This window comes from Ramlibacter pinisoli (genome assembly GCF_009758015.1).
Taxonomy (GTDB): domain Bacteria; phylum Pseudomonadota; class Gammaproteobacteria; order Burkholderiales; family Burkholderiaceae_C; genus Ramlibacter; species Ramlibacter pinisoli.
Genome location: NZ_WSEL01000009.1, coordinates 800,834 through 823,058, shown reverse-complemented (window position 1 = coordinate 823,058; position 22,225 = coordinate 800,834). Strand labels below are relative to the sequence as shown.

The following is a 22,225-nucleotide window of genomic DNA, read 5'->3' as shown; positions in this document are numbered from 1 at the left end:
CGGATGGCGGCCAGGTGCGTCATGGTGCTGGGCACGACCAGCGGCGCGGGCAAGAGCTGGCTCGCCACGGCACTGTGCCGCTGGTATGCGCGGCGCGGCCTGAAGGTCGCGCCGTTCAAGGCGCAGAACATGAGCAACAACGCGCGCGTCGTCGCCGGCGGCGAGATCGGCAGCGCGCAGTACTTCCAGGCCCTGGCCGCGCGCGCCGAGCCGCAGGTGCGGATGAACCCGCTGCTGCTCAAGCCCGAGACCGACACGCACAGCCAGGTGGTGCTGCTCGGGCAGGTCGACGAGGCGCTCACGCGCATGGCCTGGCGCGACCGCAGCCGCCAGGTGTGGCCGCGCCTGGCCCAGGCGCTCGACGAGCTGCGGGCCGGGCATGACGTGGTCGTCATCGAGGGCGCGGGGTCGCCGGCCGAGATCAACCTGCAGTCCAGCGACGTCGTGAACATGCGCGTCGCGCAGCACGCCGGCGCGCGCTGCCTGCTGGTGACCGACATCGACCGCGGCGGTGCCTTTGCCCACCTGTACGGCACCTGGGCGCTGTTGCCGCCCCGTGAGCGGGCGCTGCTGCGCGGCTTCGTGCTCAACAAGTTCCGGGGCGACGCCGCATTGCTGGCGCCGGGCCCGCAGCAGCTGCAGCAGCTCACGGGCATCCCGACCGTCGGCGTGCTGCCGCTGTGGCGCGGGCATGGCCTGCCCGAGGAGGACGGCTGGTTCGGCGTCGATACACCCCCGGTCGGCCCCGCCGCCGGCGGCGGGCGCGAGAGCCGGACCGTGGCCGTCGTCGCCTATCCGCGCATCAGCAATCTCGACGAGTTCCAGCCGCTGGCGCGCCTGCCAGGCGTGCGGCTGCGCTGGGTGCGCGCCCCCCAGGAGCTGGCCGGCGCCGACTGGGTCGTGCTGCCCGGCTCCAAGCACACCAGCGGCGACCTGGCCTGGCTGCGCGCCCAGGGGCTGGACCGCGCCGTCGCCGCCCACGCGGGGCAGGGCGGGGCGGTGCTGGGCCTGTGCGGCGGGCTGCAGATGCTGGGCGAGGCGCTGGTCGATCCGCACGGCATCGACGGCAACGGCCCCGGCCTGGGCCTCCTACCGCTGGTCACCGCCTTCGAACGCGACAAGGTGGTCGCGCCGGCGCGGGAAACCTTCGGCGAGGTCACCGGCCCCTGGGCCGGCCTGTCGGGGGTGGCCGTGCGCGGCTACGAGATCCACCACGGCCACACGGCGCCGCACCCGGCCATGGCGCCGGGCCGGGCGGTGCTGCCGCGCGGCCTGGGCTGGCAGAACGCCGCCGGCAACGTGCTGGGCGTCTACCTGCACGGGTTGTTCGAGGACGCCGGCGTGCAGCAGGCCCTGTTCGGCGCCCGGACGCCCGGGCTCGACACCGTGTTCGACGGCCTGGCCGATTTCCTGGAGCGGCATGTCGCCGCCTCCGTGCTCGAGGACCTGATCCGATGATGGTTGCCGACCTCCACGATCCCGCGCTGGCCGCCCGGCTGCAGCACCTGATCGACCACAAGACCAAGCCGCTGGGCGCGCTGGGCCGCATCGAGGCGCTTGCGCTGCAGATCGGGCTGGTGCTGGGATCGGAGGCGCCGCGGCTGGAGCAGCCGCAGCTGGTGGTGTTCGCGGCCGACCACGGCCTGGCCGCGCGCGGCGTGTCGGCCTACCCGGACGACGTCACCTGGCAGATGGTGGAGAACTTCCTGGCCGGCGGCGCCGCCGTCAGCGTGCTGGCCCGCCAGCACGGGCTGGCGCTGACGGTGGTCGACTGCGGGGTGCGCCACGACTTCGCGCCCCGTCCCGGCTTGTTGCAGCGCAAGGTGGCGCCCGGCACCGCCGACGCGCTGGCCGGCCCCGCCATGACGCGGGCCCAGTGCGCGCAGGCGCTGCAGGTCGGCCGCGACGTGGTGCGCTCGTTCCCGGGCAACGCCTTGCTGCTGGGCGAGATGGGCATCGGCAACACATCGGCGGCGGCCCTGCTGCTGGCCCGCCTCACGGGCAGCGCGCTGGCCGACTGCGTCGGGGCCGGCACCGGCCTGGATGCCGCCGGCATCGAGCGCAAGCGCGCCATCCTGGCGCAGGTGCTGGAGCGGCACGCGGCGGCCCGCGAGCCGCTGGATGCGCTGGCGGCGTTCGGCGGCTTCGAGATCGCCGCCATGGCCGGCGCCGTGCTGGAGGCCGCCAGCCAGCGGCGGGTGGTCGTCGTCGACGGGTTCATCACCGGCGCCGCGGTGCTGGTGGCGCGCGCGCTGGCGCCGCAGGTGCTGCAGCGGTGCGTGTTCACGCACCGCTCCGGCGAGCGCGGCCACGAGCTGATGCTGCGCCACCTGGGTCCGGACGCCGGCACGCCGGCCCGCCCGCTGCTCGATCTGGACCTGCGTCTGGGCGAGGGCTCGGGGGCGGCCCTGGCCTGGCCGCTGCTGGTGTCGGCCTGCGCGCTGCTGCGCGAGATGGCCAGCTTCGAGGCCGCCGGGGTGTCGCAGGCCGGGTGATCCCGGTTGCCACCCGGGCTGGGCGCCGCTTATCCTGTGTTTGTCACCAAACACTGGGAGCGCGCCATGTACAAGAAAATCCTGTTGGCCTACGACGGCAGCGACGCCGGCCAGAAGGCGCTGCTCGATTGCCAGGACCTGGCCCAGTGGAGCCAGTCCGAGCTCTGCATGATCGCGGTCATGCCCTCGGCCATGAGCTTCGTCGGCCTGGAGGGCGGCGTCTACGACGTCGAACTCGAGGAGCGTGAACGCGCCAAGTACCAGTCCATCCTGCAGGACGGCCTGCGGCGCCTCGAGCAGGCCGGCTACGTCGCCCGCGGCGAGGTGGTCACCGGCGAGGCGGTCGACGAGATCAGCAAGTTCGCCCGCAAGATCGGCGCCGACCTCATCGTGGTCGGCCACAAGCACCTCGACAGCTGGGCCGCCCGCTGGTGGCGCGGTTCCATCTCCGGCGCCCTGATCGAACAGGCGCCTTGCAGCGTCCTCTGCGTCATCACTTCATGATCCCTCGTTCCCTGTTCCGGGCGGCCGCGTCACTGCTGCCGCTGCTTCTGGCTGCCTGCGCCACCGTCACCCCCAGCCCCGAGAGGCCCCGCCTGGTCGTCCTGTTCGTGGTCGACGGGCTGCCGCAGCGCCAGGTCACCGGCTACCGTCCCCAGCTGGCGCCCGACGGGCTGGCCCGCTTCCTCGACCGCGGCGCCTGGTACGCCAACGCCAACTACACCCACGCCTTCACCGTCACGGCGGCCGGCCATGCCACGCTGCTCACCGGCGCCACGCCCAGCCGCACCGGCATCGTGGGCAACGAATGGCGCGACCCGGCCACCGGCGTCGAGGTCTACAACACCGGTGACACCGCCTATCGCTACATCGGCAATGCCACCCAGCGGCTGGACGGCACCAGCCCGCGCAACCTGAAGGCCGACACCGTCGGCGACGTGCTGCGCCGCGCCGACCCGCGCGCCAAGGTGATCGGCATCTCGGGCAAGGACCGCGGCGCCATCCTGCCGGCCGGCCACCTGGGCACCGCCTACATGTACATGGCGCAGAGCGGCCAGTTCGCCTCCAGCACCTACTACATGGAACGCCATCCGGCCTGGGTCGATGCCTTCAACGCCGCCCGGCCGGCCGACCGCTGGTTCAAGGAGCAGTGGCGGCCGCTGCTGCCCGAGGCCGCCTATGCCGGTTCGCTGCCCGACGACTCGCCCTGGTACGGCCCGCGCGGCGGCCGCCTGCCGATGACCATGGGCGCGGCCGCCGACAGCGCGCCCAACGCCGCCTACTACGGCTCCCTGCTGCGCAGCCCGTTCGCCGACCAGCTGGCGCTGGAGTTCGCCCGCGCCGCCATCCGCGGCGAGCAACTGGGCCAGGACGAGGTGCCCGACATCCTGGTGGTCAGCCTGTCCGGCCACGACTACGTCAACCACGCCTACAGCGCCGAGTCGCGCCTGTCGCACGACCACCTGCTGCAACTGGACCGGCTGCTGCAGGGGTTCTTCCAGGACCTGGACACGCTGGTCGGCCGCGACCGCTACCTGGCGGTGCTGAGCGCCGACCACGGCTTCACGCCGTTGCCGGAGTACACGAAGTCGCAGGGCCGCGATGCCGGCCGGGTGAACCTGCGCGAGATGTCCGCCCGGGTCAACGCGGAGCTGGAACGCAGCTTCGGCGCGACGCCCCTGGTGCAGGTCAGCCCGTCGTCCTCGCTGGTGGTCGACCGCCGGCTCGCGGCCCAGCGCGGCCTCGACCTGGACCGGGTGGCCGAGGTCGCGCGCGAGGCGCTGCTGCGCGAGCCGACCATCGCCGCGGCCTACACCCGCCGCGAACTCGAGCGCGGCAGCCTGCCCGACGCGCCGTACTTCGCCGCCGCGCGCCGCACCTGGCATCCCGACGTCTCGGGCGATGTCCAGTACGTGTTGAAGCAGGGCTGGATCGCCACCAGCAACGCGGCCACCCACGGCTCGCCCTATCCGGACGACACCCACGTGCCCCTCCTGCTGTGGGGACCGCACTGGGTGCGCGCCGGCCGGGTCGACACGCCGGTGGCCCCGGTCGACCTGGCGCCGACGCTGGCGCGCGTGCTCGGCCTGCCGCCGCCCCCGTCCAGCGAGGGCAAGCCGCTGCCCTGACCGTCGCCGCCGGCGCTTTGCGGCCCAGCGACAGATCTTTGCGTGCCAGCAACATGGCGCGCGGCTGGGCGACACCTGCGGCTGGCAAGCTCGTCCCCGTGCCGATACCAGAGGAAGGACGGGACGCCCGGCGCCTACAGTGCACCGGGGGCGGCGCCGATGGCGCAATACTGCGGAAGAGTTACTCTCGACCGCAGCCGCCGGTCGTGCGTTGGGCACGGCCGTCCCAGGACAAGGACCGATGCCCGATCACGTGACTCCCCCGCCGACGCCCGTTTCCGCCCCCGATGCCGGGCAGCCGCCGCCGCGCCGCTACGGCCGCCGCGGCCTGCTGGCCGGCTCCCTCGCCACGGTGCTGGTCGTGGCGGCGCTCGGCGCCGGGGCCTGGTACCTCACCCGCAGCGACGCGCCGGCCCCGGGCCAGGCCGCGTCGGGGGCGGGCGGTGCGCCCGGCGGCGGTGCCCCGGGCGGCGCTCCCGGTGGTCCGGGCGGGCCGGGTGCCAGCCGCGGCGGGCCGCCCACCACCGTGGGGGTGGCGGTGGCCGAACGCGGCGACCTGAACGTGACGCTGGAGGCCCTGGGCACCGTCGTGCCGGCCGCCACGGTCCGCGTGCGGCCGCAGGTGTCGGGCCCGCTGCAGCAGGTGCTCTACAAGGAAGGCCAGATGGTGCGCAAGGGCGACCTGCTGGCCACCATCGACCCGCGGCCGTTCGAGATGGCCGTGCAGCAGGCCTCCGGCCAGCGCCTGCGCGACGAGGCCCAGCTCGAGGCCGCGCGCGTCACGCTGCAGCGCTTCCAGACCCTGCTGCAGCTGGACTCCATCGCCCGCCAGGAGGTCGACACCCAGGCCGCGCTGGTCAAGCAGCTCGAGGCCACCGTCGTGGTCGACAAGGCCAACGAGGGCACGGCGCGCCTGAACCTGGCCTACACCCGCATCGCGGCGCCGGTGTCCGGGCGCGTCGGCCTGCGCACCGTCGACGTGGGCAACATGGTCAGCACCAGCGACACCAACGGCGTCGCGGTGATCACCCAGCTGTCGCCGATCGACGTGCAGTTCTCGGTGCCGCAGGACCAGGTCAACGCCGTCCTGGACGGCGCCGGCTCGGCGATGGCGGTGCGCGCGCTCGACCGCACCCGCACCCAGCTGCTGGACACCGGCACCTTCGGCTCGCTCGACAACCTGGTCGATGCGCAGACCGGCACGGTCAAGGCCAAGGCCCGCTTCGCCAATGCCGACGGCCGGCTGTTCCCCAGCCAGTTCGTGAACGTGCAACTGCAGCTGCGCACGCTCAAGGGCGCCACGCTGGTGCCGGTGAGCGCGGTGCGTGCCGGCCCCAACGGCGACCAGGTGTTCGTGCTCAACCCCGACCGCACGGTGTCGCTGCGGCTGGTGCAGCGCGGCCAGTCGACGGTCGACAAGATCCAGATCGTCAAGGGCCTGGAGCCGGGCGAGCGCGTCATCACCGAAGGCGCCGACCGGCTGCGCGACGGCTCGCGCGTGACCCTGCCCGGCGAGGCCGGGGCCGGCCGCCCGCGCGGCGGCGCCTCGGGCGCGCGTCCGGGCGGCGGCGGCGCCCCGCAGGACGCGCCGGCCGCCGCCGCGCCGCAGGCCGGGGCGTCCTCGCCCGCCGTGGCCAGCGGCGACGGCAGCCGGCGCAGCGGCAGCGACGCGCCGGGCGCCAACCCGTCGCCGTCCGCCTCGCCCCCGACGGCGGCGACGCCCGCGGCCACGCCGCTCCCGGCCGGTCCCACCCCGGCGCAGCGCCAGCGCATGCTGGAGTCGGCCCAGAACGATCCCGAGCAGCTGGAGCGCCGCAAGCGCTTCCTGGAGGCGCTCGACCGCGGCGATCCGCAGGCGCTGGAGCGCTGGCAGCAGATGCAGCAGCGCGCCCGCCAGGGCGGCGGCGGGGCGCAGTGACGGCCGGCCCGGAGCGTTCGACCCGATGAGCCCCTCCCGTCCGTTCATCCTGCGGCCGGTCGCGACCTCGCTGCTGATGCTGGCGATCGTGCTGGCCGGCCTGGTGGGCCTGCGCTTCCTGCCACTGTCGGCGCTGCCGCAGGTCGACTACCCGACCATCCAGGTCCAGACCCTCTACCCGGGCGCCAGCCCGGAGGTGATGGCGCAGACCGTCACCGCGCCGCTGGAGCGCCAGTTCGGCCAGATGCCGGGCCTGTCGCGCATGAGTTCGACGAGCGCCGCCGGGGTGTCCATCGTCACCCTGCAGTTCGGCCTGGGGCTGGCGCTCGACGTCGCCGAGCAGCAGGTGCAGGCGGCCATCAACGCCGGCTCCTCGCTGCTGCCGGCCGACCTGCCGGCGCCGCCGGTGTACGCCAAGGTCAACCCGGCCGACGCGCCGGTGCTCACCCTGGCCATCACGTCCGACACCCTGCCGCTGACCGAGGTGCAGGGCATCGTCAACACCCGGCTGGCCCTGAAGATCAGCCAGGTGGGCGGGGTCGGCCTGGTCACGCTGGCCGGCGGCCAGCGGCCGGCGGTGCGCATCCAGGTCGACACGCGCGCGCTGGCCGCCCAGGGGCTGGGCCTGGACAGCGTGCGCACCGCCATCACGGCCGCCAACGCCAACGCCGCCAAGGGCAGCATCGACGGGCCCACGCGCTCGTGGAGCATCAACGCCAACGACCAGCTGGTGCGGGCGGAGGACTACGCCCAGCTGGTGGTGGCCTACCGCAACAACGCGCCGGTGCGCCTGGGCGAGGTGGCCCAGGTGGTCTCCAGCGCCGAGAACGTGCGCCTGGGCGCCTGGGCCGGCAGCACCGCCGGCGGCGCGCAGCTCACGCCCGCCATCGTGCTGGACGTGCAGCGCCAGCCGGGCGCCAACGTCATCGCCACCGTCGACGCCATCAAGCAGCGCCTGCCCGAGCTCACCTCCGGCCTGCCGGCCGGGCTGCAGGTGCAGGTGCTGTCCGACCGCACCAGCGGCATCCGCGCCTCGGTGCACCACGTGCAGCTGGAGCTGGTGCTGGCCGTGCTGCTGGTCGTGCTGGTGATCTTCGCCTTCCTGCACAGCGCCCGCGCCACGCTCATCGCCAGCGTGGCGGTGCCGGTGTCGCTGATCGGGACCTGCGGGGCCATGTACCTGCTGGGCTACAGCCTGAACAACCTGTCGCTGATGGCGCTGACCATCGCCACCGGCTTCGTGGTCGACGACGCCATCGTGATGATCGAGAACATCGCGCGCCACATCGAGGACGGCGTGCCGCCCATGGAGGCGGCGCTGCGCGGGGCCGGCGAGATCGGCTTCACCATCATCTCGCTGACGGTCTCGCTGGTGGCGGTGCTCATCCCGCTGCTGTTCATGGGCGACGTCGTGGGGCGCCTGTTCCGCGAGTTCGCCGTCACGCTGGCGGTCACCATCCTCATCTCGGCCGTGGTGTCGCTGACGCTGGTGCCCATGATGTCGGCGCGCTGGCTGCGGGCCCACCCGGGTGGCGAGGCCGCGGGCACCGGCTGGGGCGCCCGGCTCACGCGCAGCTTCGACCGCCTGATCCACCAGTACGACCGGGCGCTGGTCTGGGTGCTGGCGCGCCAGGGCGCCACGCTGGTGGTTGCGGTGCTGACGCTGGTGGTCACCGTGCTGCTCTACCTGGCCATTCCCAAGGGTCTGTTCCCGACCCAGAACACCGGCCAGCTGCAGGTGCGGGTGGAAGCCGCCCAATCGGTGTCGTTCGCCACCATGGCGCAGCTGCAGCAGGAGGTGGCGCGCCGGGTGCTGCAGGACCCGGCCGTCGAGACGCTCAGCAGCCTGGTGGGGGTTGATGCCGCCAACAACACCATGCTGCACACCGGCCGCCTGCTGGTGAACCTCAAGAGCGCCCGCGGCAGCCTGGAGCCGGTGATGGAGCGCATCCGCCGCGCCGGCGAGCAGGTGCCCGGCGTCACGATGCGGGTGCAGCCGGTGCAGGACCTGACCATCGACGCCGAGTCGGGCCCCACCCAGTACCGCTTGTCGCTCGAGGGCGCGGACACCGCCACGGTCAACGACTGGGCCCAGCGCCTGGCCGAGAAGCTGCGCACCGTGCCGCAACTGCGCAACGTGGTGTCGGATGCGGGCGCAACCGGCTCGTCGCTGCTGGTCGACATCGACCGCGACACGGCCGCGCGCCTGAGCATCACCGCATCGGCCATCGACGACGCGCTGTACAGCGCATTCGGCCAGCGCATCGTCTCGACCATCTTCACCGAGACCAACCAGTACCGCGTCATCCTGGAGGCGCGGCCGGAGGCGCAGGTGACGCCGCAGGCGCTGGGCCAGGTGCTGCTGCGCAGCGGCTCGGGCGACGCGGTGCCGCTGTCGGCCATCGCCCGGCTGGTGGAGACCCGTTCGCCGCTGCAGATCACGCACGTGGCGCAGTACCCCGCCACGACCGTGGGCTTCGACCCGGCGCCGGGCGTGGCGCTGGGGCGTGCCGTCGATGCGGTGCGCACCGCCGCCCGCGACGTCGGGCTGCCCGGCAGCGTGACGCTGAGCTTCCTGGGCGCCTCGGGTGCATACGAGGCCTCGCTCACCAACCAGCTGTGGCTGATCCTGGCGGCTGTGGTCTGCGTCTACATCGTGCTGGGCGTGCTCTACGAGAGCTACGTGCACCCGGTGACGATCCTGTCGACGCTGCCGTCGGCTGGCGTCGGCGCGCTGCTGATGCTGATGGTCACCGGCAACGACCTGGGCGTGATCGGCATCATCGGCATCATCCTGCTGATCGGCATCGTCAAGAAGAACGCGATCATGATGATCGACTTCGCCCTCGATGCTCAGCGCCAGGAGGGCAAGTCGCCGCGCGAGGCGATCCACCAGGCCGCGCTGCTGCGCTTCCGGCCGATCCTGATGACGACGCTGGCGGCGCTGTTCGCGGCGGTGCCCCTGATGCTCGGGTGGGGCGAGGGCGCCGAACTGCGCCGGCCGCTCGGCCTGTCCATCTTCGGCGGCCTGGTGGTCAGCCAGCTGCTCACGCTGTTCACCACGCCGGTCATCTATCTCGGCTTCGAGCGGCTGGGACAGCGCTGGCGCGGCCGGCCGCAGACGCAGCTGCCGGTGCCGGGGCAGTCCCAGGCCTACGGGCCCGCGGGGGGCGAATGAACCTGTCCGGTCCCTTCGTCCGCCGCCCGGTCGCCACGGTCCTGCTGACGATCTGGATCGCGCTGGCGGGCATCGCGGCCTTCTTCGTGCTGCCGGTGGCGCCGCTGCCGCAGGTGGATTTCCCGGTCATCTCTGTCAGCGCCGGCATTCCCGGCGCCAGCCCCGAGAACATGGCCAGCAGCGTGGCCACGCCGCTGGAGCGCCGGCTGGGCGCGATCGCCGGCGTCAACGAGATGACGTCCAGCAGCGGCACCGGCTCGACGCGCATCAGCCTGCAGTTCGACCTCAACCGCAACATCGACGCCGCCGCGCGCGAGGTGCAGGCCGCCATCGCGGCCACCCGGGTCGACCTGCCGGCCACCCTGCGCAGCAACCCGACCTACCGCAAGGCCAACCCGTCGGCGGCGCCGGTCATCATCCTGGCGCTCACCTCGCCCACGCGCAGCCCGGGCCAGATCTACGACGAGGTGTCCAACCTCGTGCAGCAGAAGATCGCCCAGGTGCAGGGCGTGGGCGACGTCGAGATCGGCGGCGGCTCGCAGCCGGCGGTGCGCATCGACCTGTCGCCCTACGCGCTCAACCAGTGGGGCATCGCCACCGAGGACGTGCGGGCGGCGGTGCAGGCCAGCAGCGCGAACCGGCCCAAGGGCCAGATCGAGCTGGACGGCAAGCGGCTTCAGGTCTACACCCGCAACAGCGCCGGCGGCGGCCGCTCGGCGGCCGACTACAAGGGCCTGGTGGTGGCCTGGCGCAACGGCGCGGCGGTGCGCCTGCAGGACATCGGCGAGGTGACCGACAGCGTCGAGAACATCAACACCGTCGGCCTGTTCAACGGCCAGCCGGCCGTCATCGTGCTGGTCACGCTGCAGCCAGGCGCCAACGTCATCACCACGGTCGACGGCGTGCGGGCCCTGCTGCCCGAGCTGCAGGAGCAGCTGCCGCAGGACGTGCATGTCTCGGTGGCCTCCGACCGCACCACCTCGATCCGTGCCGCGCTGCACGAGGTGGAGCTCACGCTGGCCATCGCGGTGCTGCTGGTGGTGCTGGTGGTCAGCGCCTTCCTGCGCAGCGCGCGCGCCACCGTCATCCCGGCCATTGCCACCGTGGTCTCGCTGCTGGGCACGTTCGCGGTGATGTACCTGCTGGGGTTCTCGCTCAACAACCTGTCGCTGATGGCGCTGACGGTGGCCACCGGCTTCGTGGTCGACGACGCCATCGTGGTGCTGGAGAACACGGCACGCCACATGGAGCAGGGCATGGACCGGTTCTCCGCCGCGCTGCTGGGCGCGCGCGAGGTCGGCTTCACGGTGCTGTCGATCAGCCTGTCGCTGGTGGCGGTGTTCATCCCGCTGCTGTTCATGGGCGGCCAGGTCGGCCGGCTGTTCCGCGAGTTCGCGGTCACGCTCTCGGCCGCGGTGCTGATCTCGCTGGTGATCTCGCTGACCACCACGCCGATGCTGTGCGCCTGGCTGCTGCGGCCCGGCACCGGGCCCCGCCGTCTCGGCTGGTTCGGCCGCCTGTCCGAAGGCGCCTTCCAGTGGGTGCACCGCACCTACGCGCTCAGCCTCGACTGGGCGCTGCAGGCGCGCTGGCTGGTGCTGCTGCTGCTGGTGGCGGTGGTCGGCATCAACGCCTGGCTGTTCGTCAAGATCCCCAAGGGCTTCTTCCCGCAGCAGGACACGCCGCAGATCCAGGGCGGCCTGCGCGCCGACCAGAGCATCTCGTTCCAGGCCATGCAGGAGAAGCTGCGCGCCCTGGTGGACATCATCCGTGCCGATCCGGCCGTGGCCACCGTGGTCGGCTTCACCGGCGGCAGCCGCGCCGGCGGCGGCTTCATCTCGGTGACCCTCAAGCCGGCCTCGCAGCGCGCCAAGGGCGACCGCGGCCAGGCCGTCATCGCGCGGCTGCGGCCGCAGCTGGCGCGGGTGGCGGGCGTGACCCTGTTCCTCAGCCCGGCGCAGGACCTGCGCATGGGCGCGCGCTCGTCCAACTCCAGCTACCAGTACACGCTCAAGAGCGACAACGTGAGCGACCTCAAGCGCTGGGCGCTGCGGCTGGCCGAGGCCATGAAGCGGCAGGACGCGCTGGTGGACGTGGACACCGACCAGCAGGACAACGGCGTCGAGAGCTACGTCGAGGTCGATCGCGACACGGCCGCCCGGCTGGGCGTGAGCGCGCGCGACATCGACAACGCCCTGTACAACAACTTCGGCCAGCGCCAGGTGTCCACCATCTACGGGGAGCTGAACCAGTACAAGGTGATCCTGGGCGTGGCGCCGCGCTTCGCCCGCAGCCCCGAGTCGCTGCGCGACGTCTACGTGCCGGCCAGGAACACGGCGGCCGCCGCTGCGGTGCCCGGCGCCACCACGGCGACCTCGACGGCGACGTCGACGACATCGACCACCTCGACGACCACCACGGCCAGGGCGACCATCAACCCCGGCCTGCGCGACCAGGCCAGCGGCCAGCCGCTCGCGACCGCTGGTCAGGTGATGGTGCCGCTGTCGGCCCTGGCGCGCTTTTCCGAACGGCCCACCGCGGCTTCGGTCAGCCACCAGGACGCCGAGCTGGCCACCACCATCTCCTACAACCTGGTCGAGGGCCGGACACTGGCCGACGGCCAGGCTGCGGTGCGCGCCGCCGAGGCCGAGATCGCGATGCCCAGCAATGTGCGCGGCAGCTTCCAGGGCACGGCGCGGGCGGCCCAGGAGTCGCAGGGCCAGCAGCCGCTGCTGATCCTGGCGGCCATCGTCGTCATCTACATCGTGCTGGGCATCCTGTACGAGAGCCTGGTGCACCCGATCACGGTGCTGTCGACGCTGCCGTCGGCCGGGGTGGGCGCCGCCCTGGCGCTGCTGCTGTTCAAGCTGGAGCTGTCCATCATGGCGCTGATCGGGATCTTCCTGCTGATCGGCATCGTCAAGAAGAACGCCATCCTGATCATCGATTTCGCGCTCGACGCCGAACGCTCGCGCGGGCTGTCGCCGGTGGCGGCGGTGCGCGAAGCCTGCCTGCTGCGCTTCCGTCCGATCCTGATGACCACCCTGGCCGCCATCCTGGGCGCGCTGCCGCTGGCCATCGGCTTCGGTGAGGGCGCCGAACTGCGCCGCCCGCTGGGCATCGCCATCATCGGCGGCCTGATCGCCAGCCAGGTCATCACGCTGATCACCACCCCGGTGGTGTACCTGCTGCTGGACAAGCTGCGCCGCCGCAGCCCGCACGAACGGCTGCTGTCGCGCCACCACGAACAACCGTCACCCGCATGAAGCGCCGACCTTTCCCCCGTCCCCGCCGTTCCGTGATGGCCGGCCCGTCCCGCTGGGCACTGAAATTGTCCGCGCTGGCCATGGCCGCCACCCTCACGGCGTGCGCCGTCGGGCCGCGCTACGAGGCGGCGCCGGCGGTCGAGATGCCGATGGCCTTCAAGGAAGGGCAGGGCGCCTGGGTGCTGGCGGCGCCGGCCGACACGCTGGACCGCGGCCCCTGGTGGACGCTGTTCCGCGACCCCGTGCTCGACGACCTGGCGGCGCGCGTCGACGTGTCCAACCAGAACGTCGCTGCCGCCGTCGCCGCCTATGCGCAAGCCCGGGCGCTGGTCGCCCAGCAGCGCGCCGGCCTGTTCCCCACCGTCGACCTCACCGCCAGCGGCACGCGCAGCGGCGTCCGCGCCAACGCCACGAACACCAGCACCGCCGTCGCCAGCAGCGGCAGCATCACGCGCAACAACTTCCAGTTCGACATCGGCGCCAGCTGGGAGCCCGACGTCTGGGGCCGGCTGTCGCGCGCCGTCACCGGCGCCGAGGCCGGTGCCCAGGCCAGCCAGGCCGACCTGGCCTCGGCGCGGCTGGCGGCCCAGGGCGAGCTGGCCGTCAACTACTTCAACCTGCGCAGCCTCGACGTCGCGCGCGACCTGCTGGCGCGCACCGTGGCCGGCTTCGAGCGCACGCTGACCATCACCAGCAACCGCTACAGCGCCGGGGTGGTCGCCCGCACCGACGTCCTGCAGGCGCAGACCCAGCTGGCGAGCGCGCGCGCCGACCTGCTCGGCATCGACCAGCAGCGCGCGCAGCTCGAACACGCCATCGCAGTGCTGGTGGGCCGCGCCCCGGCGTCGTTCGGCCTGCCCGCGCAACCGTCCTGGGAAGTGGCGGTGCCCGACCTGCCGCAGGCGCTGCCGTCCACGCTGCTGCAGCGGCGCCCCGACATCGCCGCCGCGGAGAGACGGGTGGCCCAGGCCAACGAGCAGATCGGCATCGCGCAGGCGGCCTACTACCCGAGCCTGCGCCTGAGCGGGTCGGTGGGGGCGGGCGCCTCCGCCATCGGCGACCTGTTCAGCGCCTCGTCGCTGGTGTGGGCGCTGGGGCTGTCGGCGACGCAGTCGATCTTCAACGCCGGTCTCACGCGCGCGCAGGTCGAGAGCGCGCGGGCGGTCTTCGAGCAGCAGGCGGCGCGCTACCGGCAGACGGTGCTCACCGCGTTCCAGAACGTCGAGGACCAGCTGGTCGCCACGCGCATCCTGGGCGAGCAGGTCGTGCTGCGGCAGGAGGCCACCCGCGACGCCGACCTGGTGGAGCAGCAGGTGCTCAACCGCTACCAGGCCGGCCAGGTCGCCTTCACCGAAGTCATCACCGCCCAGCAGACGGCGCTGAACGCGCGCCGCGCCCTGGTGCAGCTGCAGGCCAGCCGGCAGGTGGCGGCGGTGTCCCTGGTGCAGGCCGTGGGCGGCGGCTGGCAGGGGCTGGAGCAGGTGCCGGCGACGACGGCTGCCCGCTGAGGTCGCGGCGGCGCCCTGCGTCATTCATGCCATGCCGGGCATCCGATTCAGGCTCCGTGATCCATCACGGGTCCGACAGGCCGACGTTTCGTCGCCTCCCGGAGATGGATGGCGGGTCAAGCCCGCCATGACGGGCTGCTAGCGCCCTAGCACCAGCTGCCCGCACTTCAGCCCGACCCACGTCAGCGCCAGCGAGCCCGCCAGGTGCAGCGCGGCCAGTGCGAAGGCCTGCCCGAACCGTTCCTGCAGCAGCAGGGCGACGGTCTCCATCGAAAAGGTGGAGAAGGTGGTCAGGGCGCCCAGGAAGCCGGTGACCAGGGCCAGGCGCCAGAGCGGGTCGATCTGCGGCTGGGCCTGGAAGATGGCGACCAGCAGGCCGATGAGCCAGCCGCCGGCGAGATTGGCGACCAGCGTGCCGGCCGGCAGCCAGTGCGTCCCGGCGTTCAGCCAGAGCGACAGTTGCCAGCGCGCGACCGCGCCCAGCGACGCCCCGAGGCACAGCAGCGCGACGGCCAGCATCAGGCCTGGTGCTTGCCCAGCAGCGACAGCATGCCGGCCTCCAGGCCTTCCATGCGCACGGCCAGGTTGGGCGCGGCTTCCTTGGCGACCTTCATGTAGCGCTCGAAGGTGGTGACCAGCGCACCCCGGTCGGGGTGGTGCAGCAGGGCACTGGCCAGCGCCGCCTGCAGCACCTGCACCTGGGCCACCAGCGCGAACTGGTTGTCCTTCAGCGCCTCGATGTTCTGCCCCTGTTGGGCGACGAGTTCCTGCAGTTCGTTGAGTTCCATGCGGGCAATGTAGCGGATGCGGACATCCTCACCCCAAGCGGGTCCGCTCCCGCGCCCGCCCTTTTCTCACGGAGCCGGCGTCTTCGGCTCGTAGTCGCACCACGCGCGTACCGCGCAACGCCAGCATTGCGGCAGCCGGGCCACGCAGACGTAGCGGCCGTGCAGGATCAGCCAGTGGTGGGCATCCGGCAGGTAGGCCGGTGGCACGCGCTCCAGCAGCTTGTGCTCCACCTGCAGCGGGTCCTTCCCGGGGGCCAGGCCGGTGCGGTTGCTCACGCGGAAGATGTGGGTGTCGACCGCCATGGTCGGTTCGCCGAACGCCACGTTCAGCACCACGTTGGCGGTCTTGCGGCCCACGCCGGGCAGCGCCTCCAGCGCCTCTCGGGTGCGCGGCACCTGGCCGCCGTGCTGCTCGACCAGGATGCGGCAGGTGGCCAGCAGGTTCTTCGCCTTGGTGCGGTACAGGCCGATGGTGCGGATGGAGTCCTCCAGCCTCTCCAGCCCGAGGTCCAGGATGGCCTGCGGCGTGCCGGCCACCGGGAACAGGCGGCGCGTGGCCTTGTTGACGCCGGCATCGGTGGCCTGCGCCGACAGCAGCACGGCTGCCAGCAGCTCGAACACGCTGCTGTATTCCAGTTCGGTCTCGGGGCTGGGGTTGGCCGCCTGCAGGGTGGCGAAGAAGGGTTCGACGTCGGCGTCTCGCATGGCCGGGCAGTGTAGTGAAGCCCGCCCGCCTCGCCTTCATCGGGCATCATGGGCGCCCCCCAGGAGACGACCGATGGATGCCATTCCCGCCCCCGACGAGCACCAGGAACTGCGCGACGGCATGCGCGCCCTGTGCGGCACCTTCGATGCCGACTACTGGCAGCAGGTCGATACCGAGCGCGGCTACCCCGAGGCCTTCGTGCAGGCGCTGACCGACGCCGGCTGGCTGGCCGCGCTGATCCCGCAGGAGTACGGCGGCTCCGGCCTGGGGCTGGCCGAGGCCTCGGTGATCATGGAGGAGATCAACCTGTCGGGCGGCAACGCCGGCTCCTGCCACGGCCAGATGTACAACATGGGCACCTTGCTGCGGCACGGCTCGGGGGAGCAGAAGCGCCGCTGGCTGCCCGACATCGCCAGCGGCCGGCTGCGGCTGCAGTCGATGGCGGTCACCGAGCCGACCACCGGCACCGACACCACCCAGCTCAAGACCACGGCCGTGCGCAAGGGCGACCGTTACCTGGTCAACGGCCAGAAGGTCTGGATCTCGCGCATCCAGCACTCGGAGCTGATGATCCTGCTGGCGCGCACCACGCCGCTGGCCGAGGTGACGAAGAAGTCCGAGGGCATGAGCGTGTTCCTGGTCGACCTGCGCAAGGCCATCGGCCATGGCATGACCGTGCGGCCGATCCCGAACATGGTGAACCACGAGACCAACGAGGTGTTTTTCGACAACCTCGAGGTCCCGGCCGAGAACCTGATCGGCCAGGAGGGCCGGGGTTTCCGCTACATCCTGGACGGCCTGAACGCCGAGCGCACGCTCATCGCCGCCGAGTGCATCGGCGACGCCTGGTGGTTCATCGACAAGGCGCGCCGCTACGCCAGCGAACGGGTGGTGTTCAACCGCCCGATCGGCCAGAACCAGGGCGTGCAGTTCCCCATCGCCGAGAGCTACGTCGAGGCCCAGGCCGCCAACCTGATGCGCTTTCGGGCCTGTGCGCTCTACGACGCCGGCCTGCCCTGCGGCGGCGAGGCCAACATGGCCAAGTACCTGGCCGCCAAGGCGTCCTGGGAGGCCGCCAACGCCTGCCTGCAGACGCACGGCGGCTTCGGCTTCGCCCACGAGTACGACGTCGAGCGCAAGTTTCGCGAGACCCGCCTGTACCAGGTGGCGCCGATCTCCACCAACCTCGTGCTGTCGTACGTCGCCGAGCACCTGCTGGGATTGCCTCGCAGCTTCTAGCGGTGCGGTGCGGGGAAAGTGCGGAGGGCCAAACGTCCTGCGCCGGGTTACCGTCGCTCCTGCAAGCACACACAACAGGAGACAAGATGACCCGGTTCTTCCGCCCCCTCGTGGCCGCCGCGCTGGCGGCCGTGTCGTTCGGCGCTGCCGCGCAGGCGGCGTTCCCCGACCGCCCGATCGCCATGCTGGTGCCGTTCGCGGCCGGCGGCCCCACCGATGTGGTGGCCCGCATGATCGCCATCCCCATGAGCAAGTCGCTCGGCCAGACGGTCACGGTGGAGAACGCGGTCGGCGCCGGCGGCACCATCGCCGCCACCAAGACCGCGCGCGCGGCGCCCAACGGCTACACCGTGTTCCTGCACCACATGGGCATGTCCACCGCGCCGGCCCTGTACAAGAAGCTGCAGTTCGACCCGCTGAAGGACTTCGAGTACATCGGCCAGGTGGTCGACGTGCCGATGACGCTGCTGGCGCGCAAGGACTTTCCGGCCGCCAACTTCCAGGAACTGCAGGCCTACCTGAAGGCCAACGGCAACAAGGTCTCGCTCGCCAACGCCGGCCTGGGCGCGGTGTCGCACCTGTGCGGCCTGCTGTTCATGAGCCAGGTGGGCGTGGAACTCACCACGGTGCCGTTTTCGGGCACCGGCCCGGCCATGAACGCGCTGCTGGGCGGCCAGGTCGACCTGCTGTGCGACCAGACCACGCAGACCGTGCCGCTCATCAAGGACGGCCGCCTCAAGGTGTACGGCGTCACCACGCCCAAGCGGCTGGACGCGCTGCCCAACGTCCCCACGCTGGACGAGCAGGGCCTCAAGGGCTTCGACGTCAAGGTGTGGCACGGGCTGTACGCGCCCAAGGGCACGCCGCAGCCGGTCATCGACAAGCTCAATGCCGCCCTGCGGTTCGCCATGCAGGATCCCGACGTCAAGCGTCGCCTGGGCGAGTTGAGCTCGGACATCGTGCGGATGGAGAAGATCACGCCGGCCGGCCTGCGCACCCACCTGGAGGCGGAGATCGCCAAGTGGACGCCGGTGATCCGCAAGGCGGGGGTCTACGCCGACTGACCCGCAGTCCATCGGCGGTTCGAGGGCCAGCCCGGTCCGCGACCAGGAGATGGATGCCGGGTCAAGCCCGGCCTGGCGTGACGAAAGGCGAGCCCCGGCATGAAGAGACGCACGACGACGGTCCCCGCCCCGCACGCCGATCGCGACTCGCCATAATCCCCGCCTCACGGACGAGGAAGGGATGCAGCGGTACTGGGACATCGCCGACGCCTTGCGGCAGGACATCGCCGGCGGCCGCTATGCGGTCGGCGACAAGCTGCCGACCGAGGAGCAGCTGGTCGAAGCGTTCGGCGCCAGCCGCCACACCGTGCGCGAGGCGCTGCGGCTGCTCACCGAGGACGGCCTGATCTCGCGCCGGCCACGCGCCGGCTCCCTGGTCATCGGCCAGTCGCCGCTGGCGCACTTCACGCAGCGCGTGGCGTCCATCCAGGAGCTGATCAACTACCCGGCGACCACCGAGCGCCGCCCCATCACCAGCGGCTACGTGCAGGCCGACCACGAGCTGGCGGTGCTGCTGCGCTGCGCGGTGGGCAGCTCCTGGTTCTGCATCGAGACCCTGCGCTTCGCCGCCGGCTCGCCGCTGCCCCTGTGCCACACGCACGTCTACGTGCGACCCGAGTACGCCGGGATCATGAAGCACCGCAAGCACGGTGCGCTGCCGTTCGCCGACCAGATCGCCGACCTGTACGGTGTGACGGCCGAGAGCACCGACTTCGAGATCTCGGCCAGCCTGGTCGAGGAGGGCTCGGCGACGGTGCTGCAGGTGCCGGCCGGTTCCGCGGCGCTGACGACCGTGCGGCGCTACGCCGGCGCCGACGGGCAGGTGTTCGAGGTTTCCATCGCCGTGCACCCGGCGCAGCGCTACACGTTCAACTTCCACCTGAAGCGCGAGAAGGCCGCCCTGCCCAAGCGCACCCCGTAGAAACCCGGGGCTTAATTGTTCGAACAAATGTTATGGTGCGGGCTCGCGCCAGGACCGGCCGCGCCCGTTCCGAGGGGCGGCCGGGGTTGCACGGCTGCTGAGGCAGGCTCATTGTTCGAATCAAATCACCAGGAGACGACTTCCCGATGGCCCGTATTGCCTATCCCGACGACAGCGATCCCGAAGTTGCCGCGCTGCGCAAGCAGATCGTGGCCGAGCGCGGCAAGCTGCACAACCTGTACCGGATGCTGCTGAACAGCCCGCCGGTGGCGCAGGGCTGGCTCAACTTCCTCACCGCCATCCGCCAGCAGTGCCAGCTCGAGGCCCGCATCCGCGAGCTCGCCATCCTGCGCATCGCGGTCATCAACAAGGCCGACTACGAGTTCGTGAGCCACGTGCCGTTCGCGGTCAAGGCCGGCCTGTCGCAGCAGCAGATCGATGCCATCGCGCAGTGGGAAGGCTCCCAGCTGTTCGCCGAGCGCGAGCGGGCCGTGCTGCGCTACACCGATTCGATGACGCGCGACGTGCACGTGCCGGACGACGTCTTCGCGCAGGTCAAGCCGCACTTCGACGCGCGCGGCATGACCGAGCTCACCGCGACCATCGCCGCCTACAACCTGGTCTCGCGCTTCCTCGAAGCGCTGGAGATCGACCCCGAACCCCACTGAGCCGGAGGCGCCCATGCGAACCCGCACATTCCTGCATCTGCTGGTGCTGGCCCTGGCCGTCGGCGCCGGCGGTGCCCGGGCGCAGGCCGGCTACCCGGCCGGCCCGGTGCGCATCATCGTGCCGCAGACCGCCGGCGGCCCATCCGACGTGCTGGGCCGGCTGTTCGCGCAGAAGCTGACCGAGTCGCTGGGCAAGCCGGTGATCGTGGAGAACAAGCCTGGCGCCGGCGGCAACATCGGCACCGAGTACGTGGTCCATTCCAAGCCGGACGGCCTGAACCTGCTGGTCAACATCTCCGGCATCCTGGCCATCAACCAGGCGCTGTACAAGCAGCTGCCGTTCGACGCCAGCCGCGACCTCGACGGCGTCGCGCGCGTGGTCAGCTCGCAGCTGGTGCTGGTGGCGCACCCGTCGTTCGCGCCGAACAACATCAAGGAACTGGTGGCGGCCGCGAAGGCGCAGCCCTCGGGCTCGATCTCCTACGGCTCGGCGGGCACCGGTTCGCCGCAGCACGTGGGCGGCGAGCTGCTCAATGCCAAGGCCGGCATCAAGCTGAACCACGTGCCGTACAAGGGCGCCGTGCCGGCGCTGCAGGACCTGGTGGGCGGCCAGATCCCGCTGGCCATCGTGGGCCTGCCTGCGGTGCTGCAGAACATGAAGGCGGGCAAGCTCAAGGCCATCGCGGTCTTCGGCGCCACGCGCTCGTCGATCGCGCCCGAGGTGCCGACCTTCGTCGAGTCGGGCTTCCCGGAGATCGAGATGGAACTGGCGTACGGCATCTTCGCTGCCAAGGGCACGCCCCGGCCCGTCGTCGACCGCCTGAACCAGGACCTCGGGGCCATCCTGAAGATGCCCGACGTGCGCGAGAAGCTGCTCACCGCCGGCTTCGAGGTGGGCCACAGCTCGGCCGCCGACCTCGATGCCTACCTGCGCAGCGAGATCCAGAAGTGGCGGCCGATCGTGCGCGATTCCGGCGCCACCGCCGATTGAGATTCCAACCCCCCGAACCGAACCATGTCCCTGTACGAACCCTCCACCGCAAAGATCAGTCCCACGCTCAAGGCGATGCGGCGCGTCATCACCGGCGTCGACGCCCAGGGCCGCTCCGTCATCACCCACGAAGGGCAGGCGCCGGGCCAGCACGAGAACGACCAGTGGCCCGGCCGCGGCTACACCGACTTCTGGGTCTGGCGCAAGACGCCGCAGCCGCTGCACGGCCGCGAAGACACCGGGCTGTGGCCGGATGAATTTCCGGGGCCGGCGCCGGGCGGCCACTTGCGCGTGGTGCACTGGCTGTCGAAGGAGGGCCGGCCGGGCACGGTTCCCGTCGTGCCGCCGCACGCGCCCAAGCGCGTGGGCGTGGGCGGCCGCTCCTGGGACCGCGGCGGCGGCAACAACACCTGCATCTCCGACATGCACAAGACCGAATCGGTCGACTTCGGCATCGTGCTGGAAGGCGAGCGCATCCTGGTCTGCGACGACCGCGAGACCACCATCCGGCCGGGCGACATCGTGGTGCAGGTCGGCGCCTGGCACCTGTGGAACAGCGAGGCCAAGGGCTGCCACATGGCCTTCGACATGGTGTCGGCGGCCTTCTCCGGCACGCCCGACGGCAACCATGGCCTGCAGGAGAAGGACGTGCAGGTGCTGCGCGTGCCCGAGGGCAAGGCGCTGCCGGCCGGCGTGAAGCCGCAGCGCCGCATCGTCACCATCGACCGCGAGCCCGGCCGCTCGGTGATCGTCAGCGACGGCGCTTCGCCCGACGTGCGCGTCGACCCGGCGCGGCCCGGCTTCGCCCTGCACCGGCTGTGGGTGATCGAGACCCATCCCGCGCCCATCGTCCCCGAGAGCCTGCAACTGCCGCACGTGCTGGTGCCGCCGCCGAGGGGCACGGTGCTCAACGTGCTGACGCTGCCGCCCGATGCGGCCTGGCGCGGCAAGGCCGGCGTCGAGCAGGCACAGGCGTTCTACGCCTCGGTGGGGGCGCAGGCCATCGCCACCTGCGGCAGCATCGAAGGCCATCCGTATTCGCAGAATTCGGACACGGTGGAGTTCCTGGTGGTGACCGAGGGCGAGGTGACGCTGGTGCTGGACACCGGCGAGACCACGCTCAAGGCGGGCGAGATCGGCGTCGTGCGCGGCGGCAACCGGGCGCTGGCCAACCGCACCGGCCGGCCGGCCGTGGTCGCGATTGCCACCCACGACGCGGTCGCCGGCAGCTGAAGCGTTCGTCCGGCGGGGCGGCACGGCGTGCCGTCCCGTTGCAGTCTGTAAGGTCGTGCAGCGTGCAGGGAACTCCCTGAGGCGACGGCCCATGTCGGGTGCCGTAATCGTGGTCCCACA

Annotated in this window: 17 protein-coding genes; 14 read left to right on the top strand and 3 right to left on the bottom strand. The window is 71.9% G+C overall.

What is annotated here, in order from left to right:
• The first annotated feature begins 3 nt into the window (after positions 1-3).
• The 8 genes from GON04_RS18330 (at position 4) to GON04_RS18295 (ending at position 14,494) form a co-directional block, all read left to right on the top strand.
• A complete protein-coding gene (locus GON04_RS18330) occupies positions 4-1,458 on the top strand; it encodes a cobyric acid synthase (protein ID WP_157399462.1) in 1,455 nt (484 codons plus the stop codon).
• Entirely contained in the window at positions 1,455-2,495 is a 1,041-nt protein-coding gene (gene cobT, locus GON04_RS18325; RefSeq protein ID WP_157399461.1) for a nicotinate-nucleotide--dimethylbenzimidazole phosphoribosyltransferase, read from the top strand. The genes GON04_RS18330 and cobT overlap by 4 nt, the downstream gene beginning before the upstream one ends.
• 66 nt (positions 2,496-2,561) lie before the next feature.
• Positions 2,562-2,999 carry a universal stress protein gene (locus tag GON04_RS18320; RefSeq protein ID WP_157399460.1) on the top strand — a complete coding sequence of 146 codons (438 nt, stop codon included), beginning with the start codon at positions 2,562-2,564 and terminating at the stop codon, positions 2,997-2,999.
• Positions 2,996-4,624 carry an alkaline phosphatase family protein gene (locus GON04_RS18315; RefSeq protein WP_157399459.1) on the top strand — a complete coding sequence of 543 codons (1,629 nt, stop codon included), beginning with the start codon at positions 2,996-2,998 and terminating at the stop codon, positions 4,622-4,624. The genes GON04_RS18320 and GON04_RS18315 overlap by 4 nt, the downstream gene beginning before the upstream one ends.
• A 241-nt stretch (positions 4,625-4,865) precedes the next feature.
• Positions 4,866-6,542 carry an efflux RND transporter periplasmic adaptor subunit gene (locus GON04_RS18310; RefSeq protein ID WP_157399458.1) on the top strand — a complete coding sequence of 559 codons (1,677 nt, stop codon included), beginning with the start codon at positions 4,866-4,868 and terminating at the stop codon, positions 6,540-6,542.
• 25 nt (positions 6,543-6,567) lie between these two features.
• The gene (locus GON04_RS18305) at positions 6,568-9,720 is read left to right on the top strand and encodes an efflux RND transporter permease subunit (RefSeq protein ID WP_157399457.1); all 3,153 of its coding nucleotides are present in this window, start codon (positions 6,568-6,570) and stop codon (positions 9,718-9,720) included.
• Positions 9,717-12,986 carry an efflux RND transporter permease subunit gene (locus GON04_RS18300; RefSeq protein ID WP_157399456.1) on the top strand — a complete coding sequence of 1,090 codons (3,270 nt, stop codon included), beginning with the start codon at positions 9,717-9,719 and terminating at the stop codon, positions 12,984-12,986. Before GON04_RS18305 ends, GON04_RS18300 begins: the two co-directional genes overlap by 4 nt.
• A gap of 80 nt (positions 12,987-13,066) precedes the next feature.
• Complete coding sequence (locus GON04_RS18295; RefSeq protein WP_232533150.1) at positions 13,067-14,494, top strand: efflux transporter outer membrane subunit; 1,428 nt, start codon at positions 13,067-13,069, stop codon at positions 14,492-14,494.
• Positions 14,495-14,632: 138 nt separating this feature from the next.
• On the opposite strand, the gene crcB is transcribed toward GON04_RS18295, so the two are convergent.
• The 3 genes from crcB to nth all read right to left on the bottom strand — a co-directional run bounded on the left by crcB (position 14,633) and on the right by nth (position 15,987).
• On the bottom strand, positions 14,633-15,013 hold the full coding sequence (crcB, locus tag GON04_RS18290; RefSeq protein WP_157399454.1) for a fluoride efflux transporter CrcB: 381 nt from the start codon (positions 15,011-15,013) through the stop codon (positions 14,633-14,635).
• Positions 15,013-15,282 (bottom strand): hypothetical protein, encoded by a 270-nt coding sequence (locus GON04_RS18285; RefSeq protein ID WP_157399453.1) that lies wholly within the window; start codon positions 15,280-15,282, stop codon positions 15,013-15,015. The genes crcB and GON04_RS18285 overlap by 1 nt, the downstream gene beginning before the upstream one ends.
• A gap of 66 nt (positions 15,283-15,348) precedes the next feature.
• Positions 15,349-15,987 (bottom strand): endonuclease III, encoded by a 639-nt coding sequence (gene nth, locus GON04_RS18280; RefSeq protein ID WP_157399452.1) that lies wholly within the window; start codon positions 15,985-15,987, stop codon positions 15,349-15,351.
• A 73-nt stretch (positions 15,988-16,060) separates the two neighbouring features.
• On the opposite strand from nth, the gene GON04_RS18275 reads away from it, so the two are divergent.
• From GON04_RS18275 to GON04_RS18250, 6 genes are all read left to right on the top strand, one after another.
• Positions 16,061-17,227 carry an acyl-CoA dehydrogenase family protein gene (locus tag GON04_RS18275; protein ID WP_157399451.1) on the top strand — a complete coding sequence of 389 codons (1,167 nt, stop codon included), beginning with the start codon at positions 16,061-16,063 and terminating at the stop codon, positions 17,225-17,227.
• An 86-nt stretch (positions 17,228-17,313) separates the two neighbouring features.
• Complete coding sequence (locus tag GON04_RS18270; protein ID WP_157399450.1) at positions 17,314-18,291, top strand: tripartite tricarboxylate transporter substrate-binding protein; 978 nt, start codon at positions 17,314-17,316, stop codon at positions 18,289-18,291.
• Between the two features lie 181 nt (positions 18,292-18,472).
• Positions 18,473-19,213, top strand: coding sequence for a GntR family transcriptional regulator (locus tag GON04_RS18265; RefSeq protein WP_157399449.1), 741 nt, complete (start codon positions 18,473-18,475; stop codon positions 19,211-19,213).
• 146 nt (positions 19,214-19,359) lie between these two features.
• Positions 19,360-19,881 (top strand): carboxymuconolactone decarboxylase family protein, encoded by a 522-nt coding sequence (locus tag GON04_RS18260; protein ID WP_157399448.1) that lies wholly within the window; start codon positions 19,360-19,362, stop codon positions 19,879-19,881.
• A 13-nt stretch (positions 19,882-19,894) separates the two neighbouring features.
• The gene (locus GON04_RS18255) at positions 19,895-20,872 is read left to right on the top strand and encodes a Bug family tripartite tricarboxylate transporter substrate binding protein (protein ID WP_157399447.1); all 978 of its coding nucleotides are present in this window, start codon (positions 19,895-19,897) and stop codon (positions 20,870-20,872) included.
• 24 nt (positions 20,873-20,896) lie between these two features.
• Complete coding sequence (locus tag GON04_RS18250; RefSeq protein WP_157399446.1) at positions 20,897-22,105, top strand: cupin domain-containing protein; 1,209 nt, start codon at positions 20,897-20,899, stop codon at positions 22,103-22,105.
• Positions 22,106-22,225: the final 120 nt, after the last annotated feature.